This is a genomic window from Nonomuraea sp. NPDC048892 (genome assembly GCF_040649735.1).
GTDB classification, from domain to species: Bacteria; Actinomycetota; Actinomycetes; order Streptosporangiales; family Streptosporangiaceae; genus Nonomuraea; species Nonomuraea maheshkhaliensis.
In genome coordinates this window covers 1-21476 of record NZ_JBEZFZ010000025.1, presented here as the reverse complement: position 1 = coordinate 21476, position 21476 = coordinate 1, and the positions used below count along the sequence as shown (strand labels likewise).

General features: G+C 72.0%; 16 protein-coding genes. 4 read left to right on the top strand and 12 right to left on the bottom strand.

Translation table 11 applies throughout. The features are described from left to right. Positions 1-7: 7 nt before the first annotated feature. Together AB0C28_RS44920 and AB0C28_RS44915 are read right to left on the bottom strand one after the other, a co-directional pair. Entirely contained in the window at positions 8-1018 is a 1011-nt protein-coding gene (locus AB0C28_RS44920) for an asparaginase (protein WP_358082003.1), read from the bottom strand. Then, entirely contained in the window at positions 1015-2475 is a 1461-nt protein-coding gene (locus tag AB0C28_RS44915; RefSeq protein WP_358082000.1) for a cytosine permease, read from the bottom strand. The genes AB0C28_RS44920 and AB0C28_RS44915 overlap by 4 nt, the downstream gene beginning before the upstream one ends. A gap of 107 nt (positions 2476-2582) precedes the next feature. Between AB0C28_RS44915 and AB0C28_RS44910 the strand changes: the two genes are divergently transcribed. Continuing rightward, on the top strand, positions 2583-4136 hold the full coding sequence (locus AB0C28_RS44910; protein ID WP_358081997.1) for a PucR family transcriptional regulator ligand-binding domain-containing protein: 1554 nt from the start codon (positions 2583-2585) through the stop codon (positions 4134-4136). Between the two features lie 79 nt (positions 4137-4215). On the opposite strand, the gene AB0C28_RS44905 is transcribed toward AB0C28_RS44910, so the two are convergent. The 4 genes from AB0C28_RS44905 to AB0C28_RS44890 form a co-directional block, all read right to left on the bottom strand. Further along, positions 4216-5082, bottom strand: coding sequence for a polysaccharide deacetylase (locus tag AB0C28_RS44905; protein WP_357857368.1), 867 nt, complete (start codon positions 5080-5082; stop codon positions 4216-4218). Between the two features lie 36 nt (positions 5083-5118). Beyond that, on the bottom strand, positions 5119-6246 hold the full coding sequence (locus AB0C28_RS44900; protein WP_358081995.1) for an NADH:flavin oxidoreductase: 1128 nt from the start codon (positions 6244-6246) through the stop codon (positions 5119-5121). A 32-nt stretch (positions 6247-6278) separates the two neighbouring features. Beyond that, the gene (locus AB0C28_RS44895) at positions 6279-6890 is read right to left on the bottom strand and encodes an urea carboxylase-associated family protein (protein WP_358081992.1); all 612 of its coding nucleotides are present in this window, start codon (positions 6888-6890) and stop codon (positions 6279-6281) included. Positions 6891-6988: 98 nt separating this feature from the next. Next, complete coding sequence (locus AB0C28_RS44890) at positions 6989-7867, bottom strand: hypothetical protein (RefSeq protein WP_358081989.1); 879 nt, start codon at positions 7865-7867, stop codon at positions 6989-6991. Positions 7868-8023: 156 nt separating this feature from the next. Between AB0C28_RS44890 and AB0C28_RS44885 the strand changes: the two genes are divergently transcribed. After that, positions 8024-8719 carry a helix-turn-helix domain-containing protein gene (locus AB0C28_RS44885; RefSeq protein ID WP_357857356.1) on the top strand — a complete coding sequence of 232 codons (696 nt, stop codon included), beginning with the start codon at positions 8024-8026 and terminating at the stop codon, positions 8717-8719. Here AB0C28_RS44885 and AB0C28_RS44880 read toward each other — a convergent pair. The 6 genes from AB0C28_RS44880 to AB0C28_RS44855 are packed head-to-tail and all read right to left on the bottom strand — an operon-like array spanning position 8658 to position 18193. Continuing rightward, positions 8658-9425 (bottom strand): DUF4184 family protein, encoded by a 768-nt coding sequence (locus AB0C28_RS44880; RefSeq protein ID WP_358081986.1) that lies wholly within the window; start codon positions 9423-9425, stop codon positions 8658-8660. The genes AB0C28_RS44885 and AB0C28_RS44880 overlap by 62 nt on opposite strands. A gap of 21 nt (positions 9426-9446) precedes the next feature. Beyond that, positions 9447-13559, bottom strand: coding sequence for a glycoside hydrolase family 2 TIM barrel-domain containing protein (locus tag AB0C28_RS44875; RefSeq protein ID WP_358081984.1), 4113 nt, complete (start codon positions 13557-13559; stop codon positions 9447-9449). Next, entirely contained in the window at positions 13556-15373 is a 1818-nt protein-coding gene (locus tag AB0C28_RS44870; RefSeq protein ID WP_358081982.1) for a sugar-binding domain-containing protein, read from the bottom strand. The genes AB0C28_RS44875 and AB0C28_RS44870 overlap by 4 nt, the downstream gene beginning before the upstream one ends. A gap of 44 nt (positions 15374-15417) precedes the next feature. Then, positions 15418-16263, bottom strand: a complete 846-nt coding sequence (locus AB0C28_RS44865) for a carbohydrate ABC transporter permease (protein ID WP_219912129.1) — start codon at positions 16261-16263, stop codon at positions 15418-15420. Beyond that, the gene (locus AB0C28_RS44860; protein WP_357857344.1) at positions 16260-17189 is read right to left on the bottom strand and encodes a sugar ABC transporter permease; all 930 of its coding nucleotides are present in this window, start codon (positions 17187-17189) and stop codon (positions 16260-16262) included. Before AB0C28_RS44860 ends, AB0C28_RS44865 begins: the two co-directional genes overlap by 4 nt. Beyond that, positions 17186-18193, bottom strand: a complete 1008-nt coding sequence (locus AB0C28_RS44855) for a LacI family DNA-binding transcriptional regulator (RefSeq protein WP_358081979.1) — start codon at positions 18191-18193, stop codon at positions 17186-17188. The genes AB0C28_RS44860 and AB0C28_RS44855 overlap by 4 nt, the downstream gene beginning before the upstream one ends. Before the next feature lie 140 nt (positions 18194-18333). Here AB0C28_RS44855 and AB0C28_RS44850 point away from each other — a divergent pair, with 140 nt between their 5' ends. Next, the gene (locus AB0C28_RS44850; RefSeq protein ID WP_358081976.1) at positions 18334-19788 is read left to right on the top strand and encodes an extracellular solute-binding protein; all 1455 of its coding nucleotides are present in this window, start codon (positions 18334-18336) and stop codon (positions 19786-19788) included. Positions 19789-19803: 15 nt separating this feature from the next. Continuing rightward, complete coding sequence (locus AB0C28_RS44845; protein WP_358081973.1) at positions 19804-21294, top strand: sulfatase-like hydrolase/transferase; 1491 nt, start codon at positions 19804-19806, stop codon at positions 21292-21294. The last annotated feature ends 182 nt before the right edge of the window (positions 21295-21476 follow it).

Sequence of the window (21476 nt, the reverse complement as noted above, 5' to 3'; positions counted from 1 at the left end):
AACGGGTTCACCAGGTGAGGTGCGGGCGGATGCGGTTCAGGGCCTCGGCCGGATCGGGGCAGGCGGTGAGGGCGGCGGCGAGCAGGAGGCGGGCCTTGGGTGCGGTGAGCGAGCCGGCGAACACGGCGCCCGCCTCGGCGAGGGTCGCTCCCCCGCCGGAGCCGTAGACGGGCACGGCCGGTCCCTGGCGGCAGCGCGAGGTGACGAGGACGGGAACGCCCGCCGCGAGACAGACGCGCAGCTCGCGCAGCAGCCCGGGCGTCGGGTTGCCCGCGCCCAGGGCCTCCAGCACCAGGCCGCGGGCGCCGGCCGCGCGCGACGCGGCGACGTGCACGCCGTCCGCTCCGGCGTACGCGGGCACGATGTCCACCCGGGCGTCGAGGGTGCCGAGTTCGTCCAGGTCGAACCCGGCGGGGCGGACGGGCCGGGCGGCCACGTGCACGTGCGAGCCGTGCACGTGGCCGATCGGGCCGTGACCTGGGCTGCCGAACGCCTCCGGCGACCGGGTGTGGACCTTGGTGGCGTGCCGGGCCGCGTGCACCTGCCCGGCCATGACGACGACGGCTCCGAGACCCGGACCGGCGCAGGCGGCCACGCCCAGGGCGTCGGCGAGGTTCCTGGGGCCGTCGCCGTCGGGTTCGCCGGCGTGCCGCTGCGCTCCGGTGAACACCACCGTCGGGCCGGCCCCCAGCACCAGGTCCGTCAGGTACGCGGTCTCCTCCATGGTGTCGGTGCCGTGGGTGACGACGATCCCGTCCACCTCGGGGTCGCGGGCCGCGGCGCGGACGCGGGCGGCGATGCGTACCATCTGGCCGAGGGTGAGGTTGAAGCTGTGGACCAGCATCGCCTCCTCCACCTCGACCGTCATATCCGGATTTGTCGGGTCAACGAGAGTGCTGCCGGGGACGGCGACGCTGACCGTTCCGTGCGGGTCGGGCCGGGAGGCGATGGTGCCGCCGGTGGTGATGACGCGCACGCGCGGGCCGCCCGCCTTGGTGCGGGGTCGTGACGTGCTCATATGGCCGGCGCCTCCTCGGGAGCGCGGGCCGCGAGGCGGCGGGCCGCGCGCCGGACGAGCAGGTAGTAGAGCCCGCCGGCCACCAGGCCGCCCGAGAGCCAGGAGAAGTCGGTGTCGTTCAGCAGCCGCGCGATGGGCCCGCGCGTCGCGGGCACCATGCCGAACTGCCAGCTCCACGCCGCCACCAGACCGACGCCGAGGCTGATCATCGCGCTGCGGTTCACCGGCCCGTACGGCGAGGCGTCGTCACGGTACAGGGACGGCAGGTCGATCCGGCCCTTGCGGAGCACGAAGAAGTCGACCAGGACGATGCTCGCCCACGGGGCGATCCACACGAGGATGGACACCATCCAGTGGTCGAACGCCTGGGCGAAGTCGTCGGCCCGCAGGAACACCGCCAGCACCCCCGAGGCCACCAGCCCGGCGCCCAGAGTGAGCTTCCACCGGGCGACCTTGATGCCGACGGACAGGGCGGCCAGCGAGCAGGAGTAGAGGTTGAGGATGTTCGTGGCGACCGGCCCGTGCATGATCAGCAGCAGGACGGGCACCGCCATGACACCGAACAGGCCGGTCACCAGGCTCGACGGATCGGCGGTGCCGCCTCCGCCGGCGAGGTAGGCGCCGAGCGCGGCCAGCCACACGGTGGGCACGTACATGCCGAGCGCGGTGGCCCAGAACACCCGCCTGCCGGGCGTGCCGGGGCGGACGAAGCGGCTGTAGTCGGCGGAGTACGGCAGCCAGCTGATCCCCCAGCCGATGCCGATCGCGGTGAGCAGCTGGGTGACGGCGGTGACCTTGTCGGCGGAGGTCACCGCGGTGGCGGCCGTCCAGTCGGGGTCGGTCTGCGCCACCGCGAGCACGGTCATGACCGCCATGAGTACCACGGTCGCCGGCACGGTGTACTTTTCGAACGTACGGATGGCGTAGAAGCCGTAGAGCGCCAGGAACAGCTGCACGGCCATGATGACCCCGGCCACCAGATACTTCAGCCCGAGGCCGCCGTGCACGCCCAGCTGCGCGAGGATCGCGAGCACCAGGTCCAGCACGACCCAGGTGTTGACCCCGACCCAGCCCATCGTCAGCAGCCCCTGCACGACGCCCGGGACGATCGCGCCCCTGCGGCCGAAGGCGCCGCGCCCGAGCACCATCTGATTGACGCCGGTACGGTGCCCCATCAGGTTGAACAGGCCGAACACCGCGCACCCGACGAGGTTGCCGGCGGCCACCACGACGATGGTCTCCACCAGGCTGAGGCCCAGGGTGATGCCGAGTGCGCCGAGCACCCAGTTGATCGGCGCGATGTTGGCGCCCGTCCAGATCCAGAACTGCTGCCAGGGGGTGGAGTCGCGGGCCGCCGCCGGGATCGGCTCGATGCCGTGGTCGTCGAACGGCACGGCCTCCGGCTCCGGCTCTATGCCGCCTGGGCCCGCGGTGACAGGGGTGGGGCTGGATGACATGGGTGCCTCCTCGTCGTGTGATAGGCACCACGTAAACATTCGCCTGGCCGGGGTAGAGAGTGGAGAAACCTCTAGCGATCGGGCCAGAAGGTGTCTAGATTCACAGCATGTTCACGCTCAACGCACTGGTGAGCGACGCGGCGCTCGACCTCACCGTGCTCGTTCCGGGACCGGCGGGCGCGCTGGAGGCGCCGGTGGCCTGGGTGCACAACACCGAGCTGCCCGACCCCTCGGCGTACGTCCAGGAGAACGAGCTCGTGCTGACCAACGGGCTGTGGCTCGGTCAGGTGACGGCGGCCGAGTTCGTGGCGAACGTGCGGCGCGCCAGGGCGGCCGGGATCGTGTTCGGCCTGCGGGCCGAGATGCCGCGCACCCCGCAGGAGCTCGTCGCTGCGTGCGCGGAGGCGGGGCTGCCGCTGCTGGAGATCTCCCCGGCAGTGCCGTTCACCGCGATCTCGCACGCGGCCTCCGCGATCTACACCGACCAGCGCCAGCGCGGCCTCATCGGCATGGTGCGCCGCGGCGACGCGCTGGCCACGGCGATCTCGCGCGGAGCGGGCGCGTCCGGCGTGCTGCGCGTGCTGACGAAGGACCACGACCTGCCCTTGGCGGTGGTCGACCGGATGGGCCGGCTGCTCGCGACGACCGGCGCGCAGCTCGACGAGGAGCAGTTGCGCACCGTGGCCGCGGGGCTGTCGCGGCGCCCCCCGGCGCTGGAGCTCGATCTGGGCACGGGCCTGGCGGCCCTGTATCCCGTGGGCGCGGTGGGCGACATCGACGCGGCGCTCGTCTGCCTGCGCCCGCTGTTCGGCCTGGCCCCCGCCGAGCACGAGGCGCTGGAGCAGGCCGCCAGGTTCCTCAGCCTGGAGGTGGCCAAGCAGCAGGCGGTCCAGGCCATCGAGATGCGCTTCGCCGGCGAGCTGCTGGAGATGGTGCTGTCCGGCGGGCGCGCGACGGAGGTGGCCGAGCGGCTGCGGGCGTTCGGGGTGAACCCGGCGGGGCCGCTGACGGTCTGCGCCGTCGCACTCGCCGGGGACGAGACGAGCACGCCGCACGGGCTCGCGCAGGTCATCGGCGACTTCCTCGCCTCCGAGGGGGTGCCGGCGGTCGTGGCGGGCGGCACTCAGGACGTCGTCACGGTGCTGGCCTGGAACCGGCCGGAGCCCGAGCTGTCGCTGCTGGCCGGGCGGCTGGTCAAGGCCGTGGACAAGCGGTTTCCCGGACGGCGGGCGGTCGCCGGGCTGGGCGGCCTGGCGCCGCACTCGGCCGAGCTGCGCCGGCCTCTGATGCGGTCGAGGGAGGCGTGCCGGGTGCTGCGGCGCAGCCCCGGCGGGCCGGCCGTGCGCGGGTTCGCCGAGCTCGGCACGCACCGGCTGCTGCTCGGGCTGGTCGACCAGGACACGCTACGGGCGTTCTCCCACGACCTGCTGGCGTCCCTGCGCAGGCACGACGCGCGGCGCGGCAGCGAGCTCGAACGGACGGTACGCGCCTTCCTCGACCACGACGGGCAGTGGGCGACGACCGCGGCCGCCCTGCACATCCACGTCAACACACTGCGCAACCGGCTGGCCAAGGCGGCCGAGCTGACCGGCAGGGATGTCAACCGCACCGAGGATCGGGTGGACCTGTTCCTGGCGCTCGCCATCGACGCCATGGCGTGAGCGGCGGCCGGCCACGAGACCTCACAAGCGGCGGCCGCCGGGCCATCCGGCCGCCGGCCGGGAACCGCTCAGGCGGCGGTCAGGCGGGGTAGACGTCCGGGTCGGCCTGCGGCGGGCGGGGCCGGCGGGTGGGCAGCTCCGGGTCCACCGCCGCCGCCTCGGCCACCTCCCGGCAGCGGGCGAAGCGCACGTCCCCGCATTCGAGCGCGTACTCGATGAACCGGCGCAGCGCCTCGGCCCGGCCGGGCCGCCCCGACAGGAAGGGGTGCACGCACAGGTTGAACAGGCACCGGTAGCGCCGCATCCCGTCCAGCTCGGCCCGCCACAGCTCCAGCACCTTCGCCGGCGACTCGATGACCGAGCCGACGTGCGGCGCCGGCAGGAAGGCGTACTGCTCCCAGTCGTCGAGCGACCAGTGCACGGGCAACTCGACGATGTCACCGGGACCCGCCGCGATCCGGTAGGGACGGTCGTCGCCCATCAGCGAGGAGTCGTAGCGCAGGCCGTGCTCGGCGACGAGGTCCGCGGTCTGCCACGACGCCTCCCACCCGGCCGCCCGGTGCCCGGCGATCTCGATGCCCTGGGCGACGAAGACCGCCAGCCCGCGCTCGAAGTCGGCGCGTTCCTCGGCCGGGGTCATCGAGGTGGCCGGCCGGTGGCTGTAGGAGTGGTGCGCCACCTCGTGCCCGCGTTCGGCGATGGACGCGGCCAGTCCCGGCCGGTGCTCTGCCACCCAGCCGGGCACGAAGAACGTGGCGGGGACGCCTAGATCGTCCAGGATGCCCAGGATGCGGGGCAGGCCCACGTCGGGTCCGTACGCCTGGTGCGACATCGTGCTCGCGTGCCCGGCGTAGTGGCGCCCCTGGGCCAGGACCGGCGTCTCGGCGTCCACGTCGAACGTGAGCGTCGCGACCGCCGCGGCGTCCCGATGCCAGTTGGTGGTCACACCGACCGCCTGCCTTTCCACTCAGATCCTGGCCGCTCAGATCCTGGCCGCCTGCCGCCACAGGGCGGCGTTGCCCAGGGTGGCCATGGGCTGCAGCATCATATGGTCGAACTCCGCCAGTGGCCGTCCCTGGTGCAGGCGGCGCGGCAGGTCGGGGTTGGCCAGCGCGCCCCGTCCCACGGACAGCAGGTCGGCGTGGCCGTCGGAGAGCACCTGGGCCGCCCTGGCGAGGTCGTGCATGCCGCCGTTCGCGATGACGGGCAGGCCGGTCACCTGGCGGGCCAGGCCGGTGATGGTGGCGCCGCCGTCCAGGCGGGCGGTCTCGATCCAGTCGCGTCCCTCGCTGGCGACGTGCAGGTAACTCGCGCCCGCCTCGGCCAGCGCCGCGAAGATGACCTTCGCGTCGTGGCTGCCGCCCGGCCAGCGGTACGTGAAGTCGTTCACCTTGGTCTGCGAGAGCCGGATGCCGACGCAGAAATCCGCACCCACCTCGGCCCGGATCGCGGCCACCACTTCGGCGGCGAGACGGACCCGGCCGGACACCGGGCCGCCGTAGGAGTCGTCGCGCAGGTTGGTGTAGTCGGTGAGGAACTGGTCCACCAGGTAGCCGTTGGCGCCGTGCACCTCGACACCGTCGAACCCCGCCTGCCGGGCGCGCACCGCCGACCGCACGAAGCCGTCCACCGCCGTCTCGATGTCGGCCGGGGTCATCGCCTTGGGCGCCGGCCACTTTCCGCTGCCACCGTACTCGGGCATCTTCTCGCCGCGCGGGAGCACGGCCGACGGGCCCGCCGTGTCGTCGCGGTAGCGGTTGCCCTGGGACAGGGCGCCGGCGTGCATGAGCTGCATGACGAACCGCGACCCGGCGGCGTGCACCCGCTCGGTGATCTCGCGCCAGGCTTCGGCGTGCTCGCCGGAGACGATGCCGGGCTGGTTGAGGTAGCCCTGGCTGTGGACGGTGTCGGTGTAGGTGCCCTCGCTGATCAGCAGGCCGAAACCGCCCTCGGCGTACGCGGCGTAGTAGTCGGCCATCTCGGGCGTCGGCGTGCCGTCGGGCGCCGCCGAGACCCTGGTCATGGGCGAGACGGCGAGGCGGTTGGCCAGCGTGAGCCCGCCGATCCGCTCGGGGCGCAGGGCCGGATGGCCGGTGACGATGTCGTTCATGAAAGTTCGCTTCCTCTCAGAGATGCTGGGCGTCAGGACCGCAGGTCGATGGCCAGCGACGTCGGCGCGCCGCCGTTGATCTCCACGAGGTCCTGCGGGCAGGCGGACACCACGACCACGCAGTCCGTGACCGCCTGGAAGGTGATCGCGTCTCCCGGGCGGCTGGCCGACGGCAGCCAGCGCAACCGCCCGTCGTCCTGCACGGGGATGCGCATGAACACGTTCACGGGCTGCGGCGTGAACGGAACGGACAGCCCCGTTTCGGCCAGGGCCCGCTTCAGGTTGTCCGCGCACGAGGCGTGCGCGCCCGCTCCCAGAGCGGCGTAGCGGGCCGGGTCGCAGGCCGGGATCAGCATGTCGTGCCAGCCGGGAGACGTGTCGGCGACCAGGGTGAGGACGGGGCGGCGGCGGTCGGTGACGAACTGCTGCCCCACCTCGGGAAAGAGCCGGTTCGTGGCGCCGCGGGTGTGCGCGGCGCTCAGGTGCTCGGGCGCTGCTCCGGCCCCCTCTGGTGCGGGGACGAAGGCGAAGACGTCGCCGACCTGGCCGCCCTCCAGATCGACGACGCTGACGCGCTGCCCGGCCGCGACCCGCACGGCGCGGCCTTCACAGGCGGGTACGACCGTGCGTCCTTCGGTGGTCATGGATCTCATGACCCCAGAGAACCATCCCCGTCCTCGCCTGACTATGGATGTTCATCCAGCGTATGGAGCTCTTGATGAAGCTATCTCCAGTACCCGGCTCAGGATTTCGCGCATTGCGGGACCGCTACCACGTGCCAGGAGAACGGCGCGCCGGCCTCGGCCTCCGTCGCGCCGGCCGTGCCGCGGTCGAGGGCGGCGGGCACGTCGAGGCGGTCGATCATGACCTTGTTCCGGCCGTACTCGCCGACGCCGGAGGCGATCAGCCCGCCCGCGCTGATCGCCACCGCGCCGGTGGGGCAGACGGCGTCCACGGACTTGGGCGCGGACGAATCGCCGGCACTCCAGTTCGCGGGCGTGACGAGGCCGGGAAGGGGGTCGGCGCACATCGCGACGGCCGTGACGGACCAGTTCCCGCCCAGGCCGGCCGCGTCCTCGGACGCGTGCAGCTGGCCGCTGACGCCGCCGAACGGCTGCAGCGCGTCCAGGAGGATCCGGCCTTCGAAGCCGTTGAGCCGGCCGCCGAGGCCGAGGATCTTCTTACCATTCGGGCAGGTCACGGTCCATTCCTTGGCGTCCGAGTCCCCGGGGCTCTGTGTCGAGACCCGCTGCAGGCCGGGCGGCGGGTCCGCGCACACCGCGACGGCCGTGACGGACCAGTCGCCGTCGTAGCCCGAGGCGTCCTCGTAGGCGACGGCCCTGACCTTGGCCGACATCGCGTCGGGGAGGAGTTCGGTGAGCACGACCTGGCCGTTGCCGCCGGTGACGTACCCGCCCAGGCCGATCACGTTCTTGCCGGCCGGGCAGGTGGCGGACGCGGCCTTCGGATTGCCGGTGGAGTTGGACGGACTGGTGGTAACGAGGCGCTGCAGTCCCGGGATCGCGGCTGAGGCCGGGGACGCGGGCAGGAGCATCGCCGCAGCCAGCGTGAGCAGCACGACCAGCCAGGCGGACCGGGCCGGCGCGAGAACGGATTTCATGATTTATCCCCTTCTTCCGTGGTCGCCGTTCAGCCTGGTACGGGGCCGGGTGGGCGGACAGGCCGAGGTCAGGACCCGCGACGACCGGAATCCGAACCTCTGGCAGGTACGGAATTCGCACTTCCCCTCGCGGCCCGGCGCGGCCATGGTGGCCGCATGCGGGGATACGGCCAGTACTGCCCCATCGCGCTGGGCGCCGAGGTGTTCGCCGAGCGGTGGACGCCGATCATCTTGCGGAACGTGTTCGTCGGATGTCACCGGTTCGGCGAGATCCTGGAAGGGGCGCCGGGGCTGTCGCGCAGCGTGCTGGTGCAGCGGCTGCGGCGGCTGGAGCGCGACGGCGTGGTCGAGCGCGAGCGGCGGGGCCGGGCGGTGGAGTATCACCTGACCGACTGCGGGATGGAGCTGATCGAGGTCTGCATGGCGCTCGGGGTGTGGGGCGCCCGGTGGCGGGAGGTTCCGCCGGAGTATCTCGACCCGTACCTCGCCTTGTGGATGTTGTCGCGGCTGATCGATCCGGCGACGCTGCCGCGGCGGCGGATCGTGGTCAGGTTCGACCTCACCGACGGGTCCCGGCCCGATCGTTACTGGCTGCTGCTGGCCAGGAGCGGGAACGAGGTGTGCGCCCAGCCTCCCGGGTTCGACGACGACGGCATCGTCACCGTGGACACCGGCTGGCTGGTGCGCTGGTACTCGGGGACCGTCAGCCTGGCGGCGGCGCAGCGGGCCGGGGGCATGACGGTGGTCGCGCCGCCGTGGCTGGTCAGGGAGCTGGCCGGATGGGGGCGGCTCAGCCCGTTCGCCGACGTCCTGCCGGCTCGCCGCGCCACCGCGGCGAGCGCCGGTGGTTGAACACCGTCCAGGCGTGCCAGGCGAGCACGTAGACGCCCAGGGCCACCGCAGCGCCGTCGGCGCCGCCCAGGATCGTGCTGCGGACGAGATCGTAGTCGCTCACCGCTGCCCGGTCGGAGGTCAGCCCCATGACGGCACCGGCGGCCGTGGCCAGGCCTGCCGCCGCCAGCACCACACCACGCACCCGCGTCGCCACGCGCGGCGGCGCTGCTGGGCGGACCGGCGTCTGCCGGTACCAGTGCGCGAGCCAGCCGGCCAGGATCAGCAGGCCGCCCGCGGAGCTGACGTACATCAGCACGTTGAACACCCGGTGCGCGCCGACCACCGGCTGCCGCAGCAGCTCCCAGTGCATCACCGCCGGGCCGCCGACCTGGGTGAAGGCGTCCCAGAGCAGGTGCGTGGCCATCCCCGCGACCAGTCCGGCCACCACCGCCACGGGCGCCGGGCGGGCGACGTCCGGCAGGCGGGCCCGCAGCCCGGCCGGAGCCAGCTCGGCCAGCGGGGCCCGCAGCACCTGGTGGAACAGCACCAGCAGCAGCACGCCCGCGGGCAGGCCCAGCAGCAGCGCTCCCCACCAGGCGTGCGTGCTCGCCGAGGAGAACGGCAGCGGCAGGTAGTACGGCGCGTCGGGCACCATGGCCCCGACGGCCAGCGCCGACGGCGGTAACCAGCGCCGTACCGGCAGGATCGCGACGACATGGCTCAAGGTGAAGGGCACCCGCCATTATCAGCCGGGGTCGTGGCGGCCCTCCAATCGGGTGATCGCCTGGGTTCCGGCGTTGCCGCGCAGACCGACGGCGTAGTGCCAGCCGTCCAGCGCGCCCGGCTCGGTGAAGTCGATCCGGCTCTGGGTCGTGCTCGACATGATCCGGGCCCAGCCCAGTCCGCGATCGACCCAGATGCCGATCGCGTTGCCGTCCAGGACGAAAGCCCACCGATCACCGGGTTCGAGTGGCGCGGAGGAGCAGCAGGCGTTGGTGAGCCTGCCGTCGATCCTGATGTCGATGCCGTGCTGGCCCTTGATCCCGGTCCAGGCCAGGACGTAGTTGCGCTCATCCTTGATCAGCCCGTTGAACAGGGCGTCCTGCCCCTTCCCCGTGCCGGCCCACTGGCCGTGATCGACGATCACCGCCGCGCGGGGGCTCGACGGCCCGGACTCATGGGCGACGATGCCGTAGTAGGCGCCCGCCCCCTCCGCCCGCAGGCTCCCGCCGCCGAAGGTGAGACGAGGCAGTGCCTCGGCCGCCGACGGCTGGAACACCTGGTAAGCGGCGCTGGAGTCGGTGTCGAAGGTGTCGTCCACACCGGCCTCGGCGTAGGCGTCGGGGGCGAAGGTCACCGTGGACGTGCTGATCGCCTGGATGGCGTGGCCACTCCAGCTCGCGGTGGCGGTGAAGTCCGCGCTCTGGCCGGTGCGCACGCCCGACCCGGCCCGTACGGCGAACGCGACGTGCCGGGCCTGTCCGGGCTTCAGCGACCCGATCACGTCCGGCTCGGCAGCGGTCGCGGTCCAGCCCGCGGGCGCCGCCAGTCCCACCTTGACCTTTCCCGCCGTTCCGGCGGTGTCGTTGACGACCGAGACGATCACCGTGCCGGTGCCGGTATCAGGAGAGATCGCGGCCGGCGCCTGGTACACCGACAGCCGGGAGTCGACGGCGCGGAACCGTGGCCGCTCGTCGGGCACGGTGATCCGCCCGCCGGCCAGCGTGGGCGGTGTGCCGTGCCGGCCCGAGCGGACGCCGAAAATCGACAGCCCGCCCCCGTCGGAGGTGAAACGCAAGGTGACGGTACCGGCGTCGCCGAGCCGCCGCGCCGGGATCGGGATGGCCACGCGGTACCCGTAGCGGTTGCCGAAGTCGCCCGTGAGCGAACCGCGTGATCGACCGGCCAGCGCCGTCGGGCCGTGGGGGTCGTCGGGCAGCTCGATCGCCGGCAGCGGGCTGCCGTCGACGGACACGGTGAGGCGGGTGGGGTTGCGGCGGGCGGTGGTCACGTTGTTGGGGTCGTACCAGCCGCGGGACTGGGCGGAGGCGACCTCCGCGATCAGGGTCGCCCCCGATCGGGCGGCGGCCTGGGGCACCTCGACCTCGTACTCGAAGTAACCGCGGCCGTGGCCGGTGACCTGGTCCGCGCCGCCGGTGGTCTGGGCCTCTGCCCCGCCGGTCCACTTCTGGGCGCTCACGGCGCCGGGAGAGAAGCCGCCGCCGGGGGCCGGGGTGTCGAAGGTGAGGGTGTTCTCGGCGACCGTTCGCCCACCGGCGTCGAGCCAGATCCACACGTACCCCGTCAGCAGTTCGCCGGGCACGGTGACCGCCACGGTACCGGCGTCGGTGACGGTGTAGCGGGCGGGGGCGACCGGCCGGGAACCGCCGCCGGCGGCGGCGATCCAGCGGCCCTGAGCGTCGTATCCGCCGATCTTCCACCGGAGCGTGGCCCGGGACAGGTCGGTGTCGCTGAAGTGGCTCATCTTGACCGGGACCTCGATCACACCGCCGCGGTCGACGGTCCGTGCCGACCTGCCCATCAGGGAGATCGCGTCGTCGCCCTGGAACATCTCGATGCCCCGGCGCCGGCCGCGATGGTCCATGAACTCCGGCTCGTTCGGTTGCCGGTCGAAGGTGACCGGGCTCTGCACTTCCTGCTCGGTCTCGGCCAGTTGGACGCCGACGTAGCCGTTGAGCTTCGGATAGGCGCGGAAGAGGCTCGCCGTGTGCGGGAACTGACCGGACTTGACGGCGAACTCGGACTTGAGCCACGGCTGCCCGCTCTGAGCGCCGTCGTCGAAGTTCCAGGTGGAGCCGGGCCGGACCTGGGCGTCGAACCCGTCGAGCAGCTTCTTCCACTCGTCGTAGGTGGACAGGTAGTAGTGGAAGTCGTTCAGGTCGGTGTCGAGGTGGCCGTTCTGGCAGCAGGCGGAGTTGTCGACGATCAGCCGCGACGGGTCGAGGTCGCGCGCGAGCTGGACCATCCTGCGCACGTACGGGAACGCCCGCGGCGGGATCGGCTGCTGCCACGGCTCCTCGTTGATGCCCCACGACTCGTTGAACATCGTCCAGATCACGATCGACGGGTGGTTGTGGTCACGCGCGAACGTGTTGCGCAGCAGCCCCTCGAACAGCCGCTCCGCCTCCGGGCCCAGGGAGTGCCAGCCCGCGTTGGGCAGGTCGTACCAGATCATCAGCCCGAGCCTGTCCGCCCAGTGGTAGTAGGCGGGCTCGTTGACCTTGAGGTGGTTCCTGATCACGTTGAAGCCGAGCCTCTTGGCGTTCTTCAGGTCGAGCAAGATGGAGCCGCGGCCCGGGTCGGCCTCGGTCCCGGTACGCAGGTCGGGGCCGGCGGTGACTCCGGTGTAGGTGTAGAGGCCCCAGGGGTTGTAGCCCTGGTCGAGGACGCCTCGCAGGTAGATCGGCCGGTTGTTGAGGTGGACGTACTGATATTCGCCGGTGTGTCCGGGCGCCCACGCGCGTTCGATCTCGCGCAGCCCGAACGTGGTGCGGACACCGTCACCGTCGCCCAGCCGGATGTCGGCGGTGTAGAGGGCCGGATCGTCCGGCTCCCACAGTCGCGGGCGCTCGATCGGGATCGTGGCCGTGCCCTCGCCGTCGCTGCCCTCGCCGTCGCTGAGCGACACCTCGGCGGTGCCGACGACCTTGCCTCGCGGGTCCTTCACCGTGACGCCGGCGGTGCCCGCCCCGACGCCGGCGACGTCGATCCTCGCGCTCGCCGTGGACGGGGTGCGCGCGTCCCCTTCGAACGTCAGCTCGGGTGTCACCCGTGTCCGCGTGAGCCGCGCGCCGGCGTAGGGCTCGATCCACACCGACTGCCAGATGCCGCCGACGTCGCTGAACCAGCCGGTGTCCGCCCCGTTGGGCTCACCCGTCTGCTTGCCCATCGGGTACGGGGAGTCCGCCGTCGTCAGCGGCGCCACCACCCGGATCGTCACCGTATGCGGCGAGCCCGGCGCGAGAGAGCCCAGCCCGGCGCTGATCTCGGTGTAGCCGTCGCCGGAGTACGGCAGCACGGGCTCGCCGTCCAGCCAGACCGCCGCACCCCAGTCCGCCGCACCGATGCGCAGCCGCACCTCCGAGCCGGAGAAATTCTTCGGGACGGTGAAGGAGCGCCGGTACCAGACCGTGCCGCGATAGCGGGAGAAGGCGCTGCGGAAAATCTCCTTGGTCGCCAGCTCCTCCTCGCCCCACGCGGCGAGCGACTGGTAGCCGAACGGCACCCGGACGGCCTTCCCGAACGCGTGGCTGGGGTCGAACCACCGCTCCCGCTCCCCCACGTCGCCGGGATCGAAGTCGAACGACCAGGTGCCGTTCAGCGACAGCCAGTCGCCGCCGGTGAACGGCCGCCGGTCGGCGTCGGGGCGCGGGTACTCCGAGCGAGCCGGATCGGTGTCACGGGCCAGCTCGAGTGTGACCGTACGGCCGACGGGAGCGGACGCGAAAGCGTATCCCTCCTTGGCGGCGATCACCAGGGCGGCGCTCTCGGGCACACCGGTCAGGACGAAGGCACCGTCCCGGCCGGTCGTGGCGAAGCCGGTGGTCCGCGAGGCGTGCACGCTCGCCCCTTCGACCGGCGCGCCACTGCGGGCGTCCACCACCCGGCCGCTGATCTCGGTCGTCGCCTCCTGGACGGCGGTCGCCGCCTGGGGAGCGGCGTTCGCCGGTTCTGAGACGGCGGTCGCCCATCGCGGAGCGGCGTTCGCCGGTGCTGAGACGGCACTCGCCGATCGCGGAGCGGCGGCGACGGCGGGCGCGGTCGCCGCCAGCAGCGCCCCGGCACCGATCAACGCGACGGCGAGCGCCAGGCGCCGCCGTAAGGGCGCACCGATCACCGCTCGTCCTGCTCGATCGCGGCCGGGCGCAGCTGGGCCGCGCGGATGCGGGAGACGTCCAGCTTGCTCGTGCGGTCGAAGCGGTAGATGCCGTTCTGCTCCTGGAAGACGTCGGTCAGCTGCGTGTAGCAGTAGCCGAACATCCTCGGATCGTCGAGCAAGACGGCGACCAGCCCGGCGAAGCGCTCCTGGAGCTCCTCCTCGCTCGTGGGGCGTTCGCCGTACCCCCAGGAGCTCTCGTCGGAGCGCACGTCCGGGTTCCACCAGATGCCGCCGAACTCGCTGCAGAAGTACGGCTGCCCCGCGTACGGCACCGACCAGGCGGTCCCGTCGGGGTCGGCGTTGACGTACGGGGTCCCGTCCGCCAGGCCGTTCATCAGCTTGCCGAACAGCTCGGGATCCTGCTCGTAGCAGTGGGAGTCGTAGACGTCGGCGCCGGGCACCCGGTGCGCGTAGCCGGAGGCGTCGACCACGGGCCGGGTCTGGTCGGCCGCCTTCGTGGCCAGGTACATGCCCCAGGTGACGTCGTCGAGCACGGTGATCCGGTCGTGCAGCCGCTGCCAGGTCTCGTTGAGCGGGCACCAGCCGACGATGGACGGGTGGGAGTAGTCGCGCTCGACCGCCTCCACCCACTGGGTGACGAACGACGCGGTCGGCTGCTGGTTGTCGCCGGCGGGCCCCTCCATGTTGGCGCCCCAGTCCCCGAACTCGCCCCAGACCAGGAAGCCCGCCCGGTCGGCGTGGTACAGGTACCGCTCCTCGAACACCTTCTGGTGCAGCCTGGCGCCGTTGAACCCGGCGGCCACGGCGAGGTCGATGTCGTGGCGCAGGGCCTCGTCCGTGGGCGCGGTCATCAGGCCGTCGGGGTAGAAGCCCTGGTCGAGCACGAGCCGCTGGAAGCGGGCCTCGCCGTTGAGCAGGACCGCCTGCCCGTCGATGCTGACCGAGCGGAGGCCCGCGTAGCTTTCTGCGGTGTCGGCCACGGCGCCGTCGCCGTCGAGCAGGTCGACGCGCAGGTCGTACAGGTGCGGGTCCTCGGGGGACCACAGGCGGACCCGGCCGGCCGGCAGCGGCAGCCACAGCTCGGGGGCGAGGTCGACGTCGGCGCGCGCCCCCGCCTGAGCGACCTCGCCGTTCTCGTCCGACACCGTCACCCGCACCTGGTAGCCGACCCGGCCGGCAGCGGCGCCGGCCGTCACCGGCACGGTGATCCGGAACGCGGACGCCGCGACGCTGGGCGTGATCCGCGGCCGGCCGAGGCGCACGGCGGGCACCGGCTCGCACCACACGGTCTGCCAGATGCCGGTGGTGCGGCCGTAGTGGGCGCCGCGGCCCTCGTAGCTGGTGGCCTGCTTGCCTCGCGCCTGGGGGCCGCCGCGGGGGTCGCGGGCGCGTACGACCACGGTGTACGTGTGCGCCGGGTCGGCCGCCGCGGCCAGATCGCACGAGAACGGGGTGAACCCGCCCCGGTGCCGGCCGGCCTCGACGCCGTCCACCCACACGGTGGCGTCGTGGTCCACCGCCTGGAAGTGCAGCAGCACCCGCTGCCCCGCCCAGCCCTCAGGCACCCGGACGGTGCGGCGGTACCACACGGCGGCGTGGAAGTCCGGGTCGCCGACACCGGACAGCTCGGACTCGGGGCAGAACGGCACGACGATCTCGCCGGTCAGGTCCCGGTCGATCAGCCCGCGTTCGAGCCCTGAGTCACCGGGGTCCCGCTCGAACTGCCAGGTCCCGTTGAGGCACTGCCATTCGGCGCGGACGAACTGGGGGCGCGGGTACTCGGGGCGGGGGACGGCGGGGCGTGCGGACATGGTGCTCACTTTCTGGATGGAGACGGGGATGGAGACGGGGCGGATCAGGACTTGACGGCGCCGGCGATGCCTTCGATGAAGTACCGCTGCAGCACGATGAACAAGGCGACGACGGGCAGCAGCGAGATCGTCGCCGCCGCGGCCATGCCCGACCAGTCGGTGGCGTTCTCGCCGATGAACGCGAGCATGCCGACGCTGACGGTGCGCAGGTCGGGCCGCGAGAACGTGAAGACCAGCGGCAGGAAGAACGCGTTCCAGGTGGACAGGAAGGTCAGCACGGTGACCGTCGCCGTCACCGGCTTGGCCAGGGGCAGCATGACGCGGAAGAAGACGGTGGCGAACCCGGCGCCGTCGATGAGCGCCGCCTCGGTCAGCTCCTTGGGGATGCCGCGGAAGTAGCCGAAGTAGAGCAGGATCGCCGCCACGTTCGCCGCGCCCGACATCGCCACGATCATGCCGGTCAGCGAGTTGAGCAGGCCGAGCTTCTGGGACAGGTCGACCAGCGGGATGATGGTGTAACCGGCGGGGACGAACAGCGTGGCCACCAGGACGCCCATGATGATCCGGCGCCCGCGGAAGTCGTGGCGGGCCAGGACATAGCCGGTCATGGCACACCGCACCACCACGACGACGACCGTGCACACCGTGACGATCACGGTGTTGAGCAGGTACTTCCCGAACTCCGCCTCGACCCAGGCGCGCTCGTAGTTGCTCCACGCGGGGTCACCGGGCAGCAGATCGAGCCCCTTCGTGAACACCTCGGCCGACGTCTTCAGCGACGCGGAGACCATCCACAGGAAGGGGTAGATCCAGATCAGGCAGCCGATGGCGAGCACGGCGGCGGCGATCCACCAGGGCAGCCGGCGCAGCGCCCGGCGCCGGCGGCTCACGCCATCCCCCTGGTCCGGCGGGTGGCGCGCATCGCGAGCAGCTGCAGCATCCCGACGAGGCAGACGAACAGGCCGAACAGCACGGCCGCCGCGGACGCGTAGCCGAGCCGGGGGACCGTCGCGGCGAAGGCCCACCGGTAGATGTACACCTCGATCACCTCGGTCGAGTAGAACGGGCCGCCGTTGGTCATGGTCAGGACGAGGTCGAAGACCTGCAGCGACGCCTCGATCGAGAGCAGGGTGATGATGACCAGGAAGGGCTTGAGCAGGGGCATCGTGATGTACCTGAGCGTGCCCAGCGGGCCGGCGCCGTCGAGGCGGGCCGCCTCGTACACCTCGCCGGGAACGGTCTGCAGCGCGGCCAGCCAGTAGACCAGCGTGATGCCGAACCACTTCCAGACGTACACGCCGATCGTCGTGCCCAGGGCCGTCGTGGACTGCCCGAGGAAGTCGATCCCGTCCGGCGCCAGGCCGGCCCCGCGCAGCGCGAGGTTCACCGGGCCGCTGGCCGGGTCGAACACGAACTGCATGACCACGCCGACGATCGCCGTCGTGGTGACCACCGGCAGGAACAGGGCGGTCCTGAACAGCTTGCGCAGCGGCATGTGCGGTGAGTTGAGCACGATCGCGATCAGCAGGGTGGCCAGCACCTGGACCGGCACCGCGAACAGCATGAACGCCAGCGTCAGCCGGAACGAGCTCCAGAACATCGGGTCGGCCAGGACTTCGCGGTAGTTGGCCAGGCCGATGAACGACGCGCTGGCGTCGAACCCGTTCCAGTCGGTGAGCGAGTAGACGTAGCTGCCCACGATCGGGTAGATCGTGAACGCGCCGTACAGCAGCACGGTCGGGGTCAGGAAGACCCAGATGTACAGGGTGGTGCGGTCGCGGCGGGGACGGGCCGCGGCGGGGATCGCGGCCGTCATCCGTTCATGCCTGCAGTGCTCTCGTCCACCATCAGCCGCCAGGGCGCCTCCAGCTGGACGGGCGGGCTCTGGTCGCCTTCGACGCGCTCCAGCAGACGGCTCACGGCCAGCTCGGCGATCTTCTCCTTGTCGGGCACGATGGTGGTCAGCGGCGGGGTGGCGAACCGGCCCTCCTCGATGCCGTCGAACCCGACGACGGCCACGTCCTCCGGGACGCGCAGCCCCCTGGCCAGCACCGCCCGCATCGCGCCGAGCGCGAGCAGGTCGTTGTAGCAGAACACCGCGTCCGGCGGTTGCGCCAGGTCGAGCAGCCGCTCCATGGCCTGCCGGCCGTCCTGGCGCTGGTAGCGCAGCACCGGCACGGTGAGCTCGGGCAGCACCGGCAGCCCCGCCTCCTCCAGCGCCTGGCGGTAGCCGGCCGACCGGTGCGCCGCGGTGTTGCCCGTCGGCCGGTCCACCAGCCCGATGGCGGCGATCCTGGTCCGGCCCAGCGCGGCCAGGTGCGCGGTCGCGCTCCTGGCGGCGTCGGTGTCGTCGATCGCGACGTGGTCCACGCCGTCCACCCGAACCTCGCCCAGCGTCACCGCGGGGCATTCGCCCGCCCAGTCGCGCAGCTCGTCCGCGCTCAGGCCGAGCGGGCTGAAGATGAACCCGTCGAAGAGGGCCGAGCGGTCGCGTCGCATGACGATCTGCCGCTCGCGTTCCGCCACCCCCTCCGTGCGGTCGATCAGCACCGTGTATCCGCGTTCCTCCGCCCGGTCCACCACGTGGGCGGCCAGTTCGGTGAAGTACGGCACGTCCAGCGGCAGCACGAGGGCCAGCAGGCTGGACCGCCCGCGGTTGAGGCTGCGCGCCGCGACGTTGGGCCGGTAGTCCAGCTCGTCCAGGGCCCGCTGCACCTGGGCGCGGGTCTCCTCGGACACGTACGCGAAATTGTTGACGACGTTGGACACGGTGCGTACGGACACTCCCGCCAGCCGTGCCACGTCTCGTTGGGTCACCACACTCGCTCGCCCTCCCGGCACACATTTCTGTTGAAGAACAGTCTTGCCGCGTGGCATGCCGCGTGGCAAGAATGAATTTGCCACGCGGCAACATTCTTCACAACACCCTTCTGCGGGCCGTGTGGTGGAAGGCAGGACCGATGACCGCGATGACTCGGCGAGGGTTCCTCGCCGCGGCGGGTGCTTTGACGGCCGCGGCCGCGACCAGCGCATGCGGCGGTGGCGGCGGCAGTGGCGCCGCCGGCAAGGGGCTGACCTGGTGGGATCACCAGAACCAGCTCCAGACGGCGAAGAAGGAGATCTTCGCCGAGTTCGCCAAGGGCTCCGGCGGCGTTCCCGTGCAGTACACGTACTACAACCCCGCGAAGATGGGCCAGGCGCTGCAACTGGCCAAGCAGAGCGGTCAGCTTCCGGACCTGCGCACCAACGCCGGCCTCACCCTGCCCGCCGCGGCGCTCGTCGCCGCCGGGTGGTCGCGGCCGCTGGAGCTCACCGCGGAGGCCGAGGCCAGGGTCAAAGACTCGCTCATCGAAGGCCTGCACACGTTCGACGGCAAGATCTACGCCTTCCCCATCTTCAGCCACCAGACCTACTCCGCGGTGACGTGGTTCAACAAGGAGCTGGTCACACGGGCCGGGCTGGACCCGGAGGCGCCGCCGCGGACGTACGACGCCTTCCGAGCCGCGGCCAGAAAGGCGCAGAGCGCGGGCGGCGGCCGATCGTACGGCTGGGTGTGGAACATCGGCATGCCGAACCGGCTGGGCGAGCAGGTCAACGACCTGGCGCAGGCGGCCGGATTCGCCGGCGCCGGCGGGGTCAGGTACGGCGACGGCGAGTACGCCTTCCATGCCGACGAGTACGTCAACGTGATCGAGTTCCTGGTCTCGCTGCGCCAGGACAAGGTGCTCGTGCCGGGCGCGAACTCCTGGCTGGACGACGTGGCGCGGGCCCGGTGGACCGCCGGGATCGCCGCCTACTACTTCGACGGCCCGTGGTGCCCCGGCGTGGCGCTGAAGGCGGCGCCCGACTTCGCCGAGAAGCTCGGCGTGGGGCCCATCCTGACCCCCGAGCCGGGCGGCGGCGTGGCCACCTACCACGCACCGCAGGCGGGAGACTACTGGTTGTCGGCGACCAGCAAGAACGCCGCTGTGGCGAGCAAGCTGCTGAGCGACCACTTCACCACCGAGGAATACTCCCTCCGGGTCGCCGGGACCATGTCACAACCGCCGCGAGACATCTCCGTCGTCGACCGGTCAGAGGCGCACCCCGCGTACAAGAAGCTGATCGCCTGGTTCAAGGAGAGCGTCTTCCTCGCCCCTGAGCCGATCGCCGGCAACCCGGACATCCAGCAGGTGCAGATCGCTTCGAAGCCGGTCACCCCCAGCCTCGGAGACATCGTCCAGGGCGCGCTCACCGGCGACGTCACGGACGTCCGCGCGGCGCTGACCAAGCTGTCCAGCGACAGCGCGGCGCAGCGGGACACGGCGATCGCCGCGGCCAAGGCCAAGGGCGCGCAGGTCAGCCTGGACGACTTCGCCTTCCCCAACTGGAAGCCGCGCTCGGACTACACCGAACCGATGTACGCGGAACGCTAGCGGAGGCCCCGACCCGTGAACCGACCGAACATCGTGCTCATCATGACCGACCAGCAGCGTGCCGACTGGACGGCCGCGAGCGGCTTCCCGCTGGACACCATGCCCTTCCTCGACGGGCTGATGGAGACCGGCGTGCGATTCCGGCGGGCCTACACCACGTCTCCGCTGTGCGTGCCCGCCCGGATCAGCCTGCTCACCGGACGTTACCCGTCCGCGCACCGGGTCCGGCAGAACAGCGCCGCCCGGCACGTGCTGCGCGGGCCCGACCTGGTGGACGTGCTTCGCGACGCCGGGTACGCGCTGCATCTGGCGGGCAAGACGCACTTCCACCGCGAGGCCGCCGACTTCGACACGTTCGCCGCCCCGTACTGGCACGACCGCGGCCCGGACGGCGCGGCCACACGCGATCAGGAACGCTTCGAGCGGTGGCTCACGAAGCTCGACCACTCGGTCGCGCACGAGCCGACGCCGTTCCCGGTGGAGTGCCAGTTTCCGTACCGGATCGTCGACGGAGCGATCGGCGCCATCGACCGCACGCCCGCCGACCGGCCGTTCTTCACCTGGCTGTCCTTTCCTGAGCCGCACAATCCGTACCAGGTGCCGGAGCCGTACTTCAGCATGTTCGACCCGGAGGAGATGCCCGAGCGGCTGGCAGGACCCGAAGGCGCCGCACGCAAAGGCGGCATGTACACCTGGCTGCGCGAGCTGACGGAGGAGAAGCGGCCCGGCTACGACGCCGAGTGGCGGCGCTACCGCGCCAACTACTGCGGCATGCTCAGACTCATCGACGACCAGCTCCGCCGGTTCTTCGCGCACCTGCGTGCCACCGGGCGGGACGCGGACACGCTGGTGTTCTTCGTCGCCGACCACGGCGACTACACCGGCGACTACGGGCTCCAGCGCAAGGGCGCGGGCATGGCCGAGTGCCTGACGCGCATCCCGTTCGCGGCCACCGGGCCGGGCGTGCGGGCGGCGGTCGACGCGGAGGCCTTCGTCTCGCTCGCCGACCTGCTTCCGACGATCTGCGATGCCCTCGGCGCCGGCATCCCGGCCGGCGTCCAGGGGCGCAGCCTGTGGCCGTTGCTCACCGGGAAACCGTATCCGGCCGGCGAGTTCGCCAGTGCGTACGCCGAGCTCGGCTTCGGCGGGCTGTCCTACCACCCCGGCGAGCGACCGCCGCTGCACTTCCCGTACGAGGGCCGCACCTTCGACGAGCTCAACACCGTCACCCAGTCGGGGACGACGGTGATGCTCCGGCGGGGGCGGTGGAAGCTGCTGCTGAACGAACGCGGCGGCGGCGAGCTCTACGACCTGGACGCCGACCCCGCCGAGCTGGACGACCGGTACGACGATCCCGCGCTCGCGGACACGCGTGCCACCCTCACCACCGAGCTGGCCCTGTGGATGATCCGTGTCCGAGACGATCTGCCGGAGGCGGCGTACACGCTCAAACAGGCCCCGCACAACTGGCGGTCGGCCGGCTCCGAGCTCAATGCCTCACCCTGAGCTTGCGAGACGCCGAGCCGGGGGCGGGCCCGGCTCCCTGTTCGCGGCGCCGCGGCCATGACGCCGTCTGTTCGCGGCGCCGCGGCCGTGACGCCGTCGTCACCGGCCGCCCCGCCCCCGCCCGGGTGCCGGCGGGGGGGTGGGCCCGCGACGGGCCCGCCGCCGCCCCGCCGGCGGGGGGC

What these genes read in the sequence shown, in the direction of transcription:
- AB0C28_RS44920 (WP_358082003.1), bottom strand. Translation starts at nt 1,018, where the DNA reads ATGAGCACGTCACGACCCCGCACCAAGGCGGGCGGCCCGCGCGTGCGC.
- AB0C28_RS44915 (WP_358082000.1), bottom strand. Translation starts at nt 2,475, where the DNA reads ATGTCATCCAGCCCCACCCCTGTCACCGCGGGCCCAGGCGGCATAGAG.
- AB0C28_RS44910 (WP_358081997.1), top strand. Translation starts at nt 2,583, where the DNA reads ATGTTCACGCTCAACGCACTGGTGAGCGACGCGGCGCTCGACCTCACC.
- AB0C28_RS44900 (WP_358081995.1), bottom strand. Translation starts at nt 6,246, where the DNA reads ATGAACGACATCGTCACCGGCCATCCGGCCCTGCGCCCCGAGCGGATC.
- AB0C28_RS44895 (WP_358081992.1), bottom strand. Translation starts at nt 6,890, where the DNA reads ATGACCACCGAAGGACGCACGGTCGTACCCGCCTGTGAAGGCCGCGCC.
- AB0C28_RS44890 (WP_358081989.1), bottom strand. Translation starts at nt 7,867, where the DNA reads ATGAAATCCGTTCTCGCGCCGGCCCGGTCCGCCTGGCTGGTCGTGCTG.
- AB0C28_RS44885 (WP_357857356.1), top strand. Translation starts at nt 8,024, where the DNA reads ATGCGGGGATACGGCCAGTACTGCCCCATCGCGCTGGGCGCCGAGGTG.
- AB0C28_RS44870 (WP_358081982.1), bottom strand. Translation starts at nt 15,373, where the DNA reads ATGTCCGCACGCCCCGCCGTCCCCCGCCCCGAGTACCCGCGCCCCCAG.
- AB0C28_RS44860 (WP_357857344.1), bottom strand. Translation starts at nt 17,189, where the DNA reads ATGACGGCCGCGATCCCCGCCGCGGCCCGTCCCCGCCGCGACCGCACC.
- AB0C28_RS44850 (WP_358081976.1), top strand. Translation starts at nt 18,334, where the DNA reads ATGACCGCGATGACTCGGCGAGGGTTCCTCGCCGCGGCGGGTGCTTTG.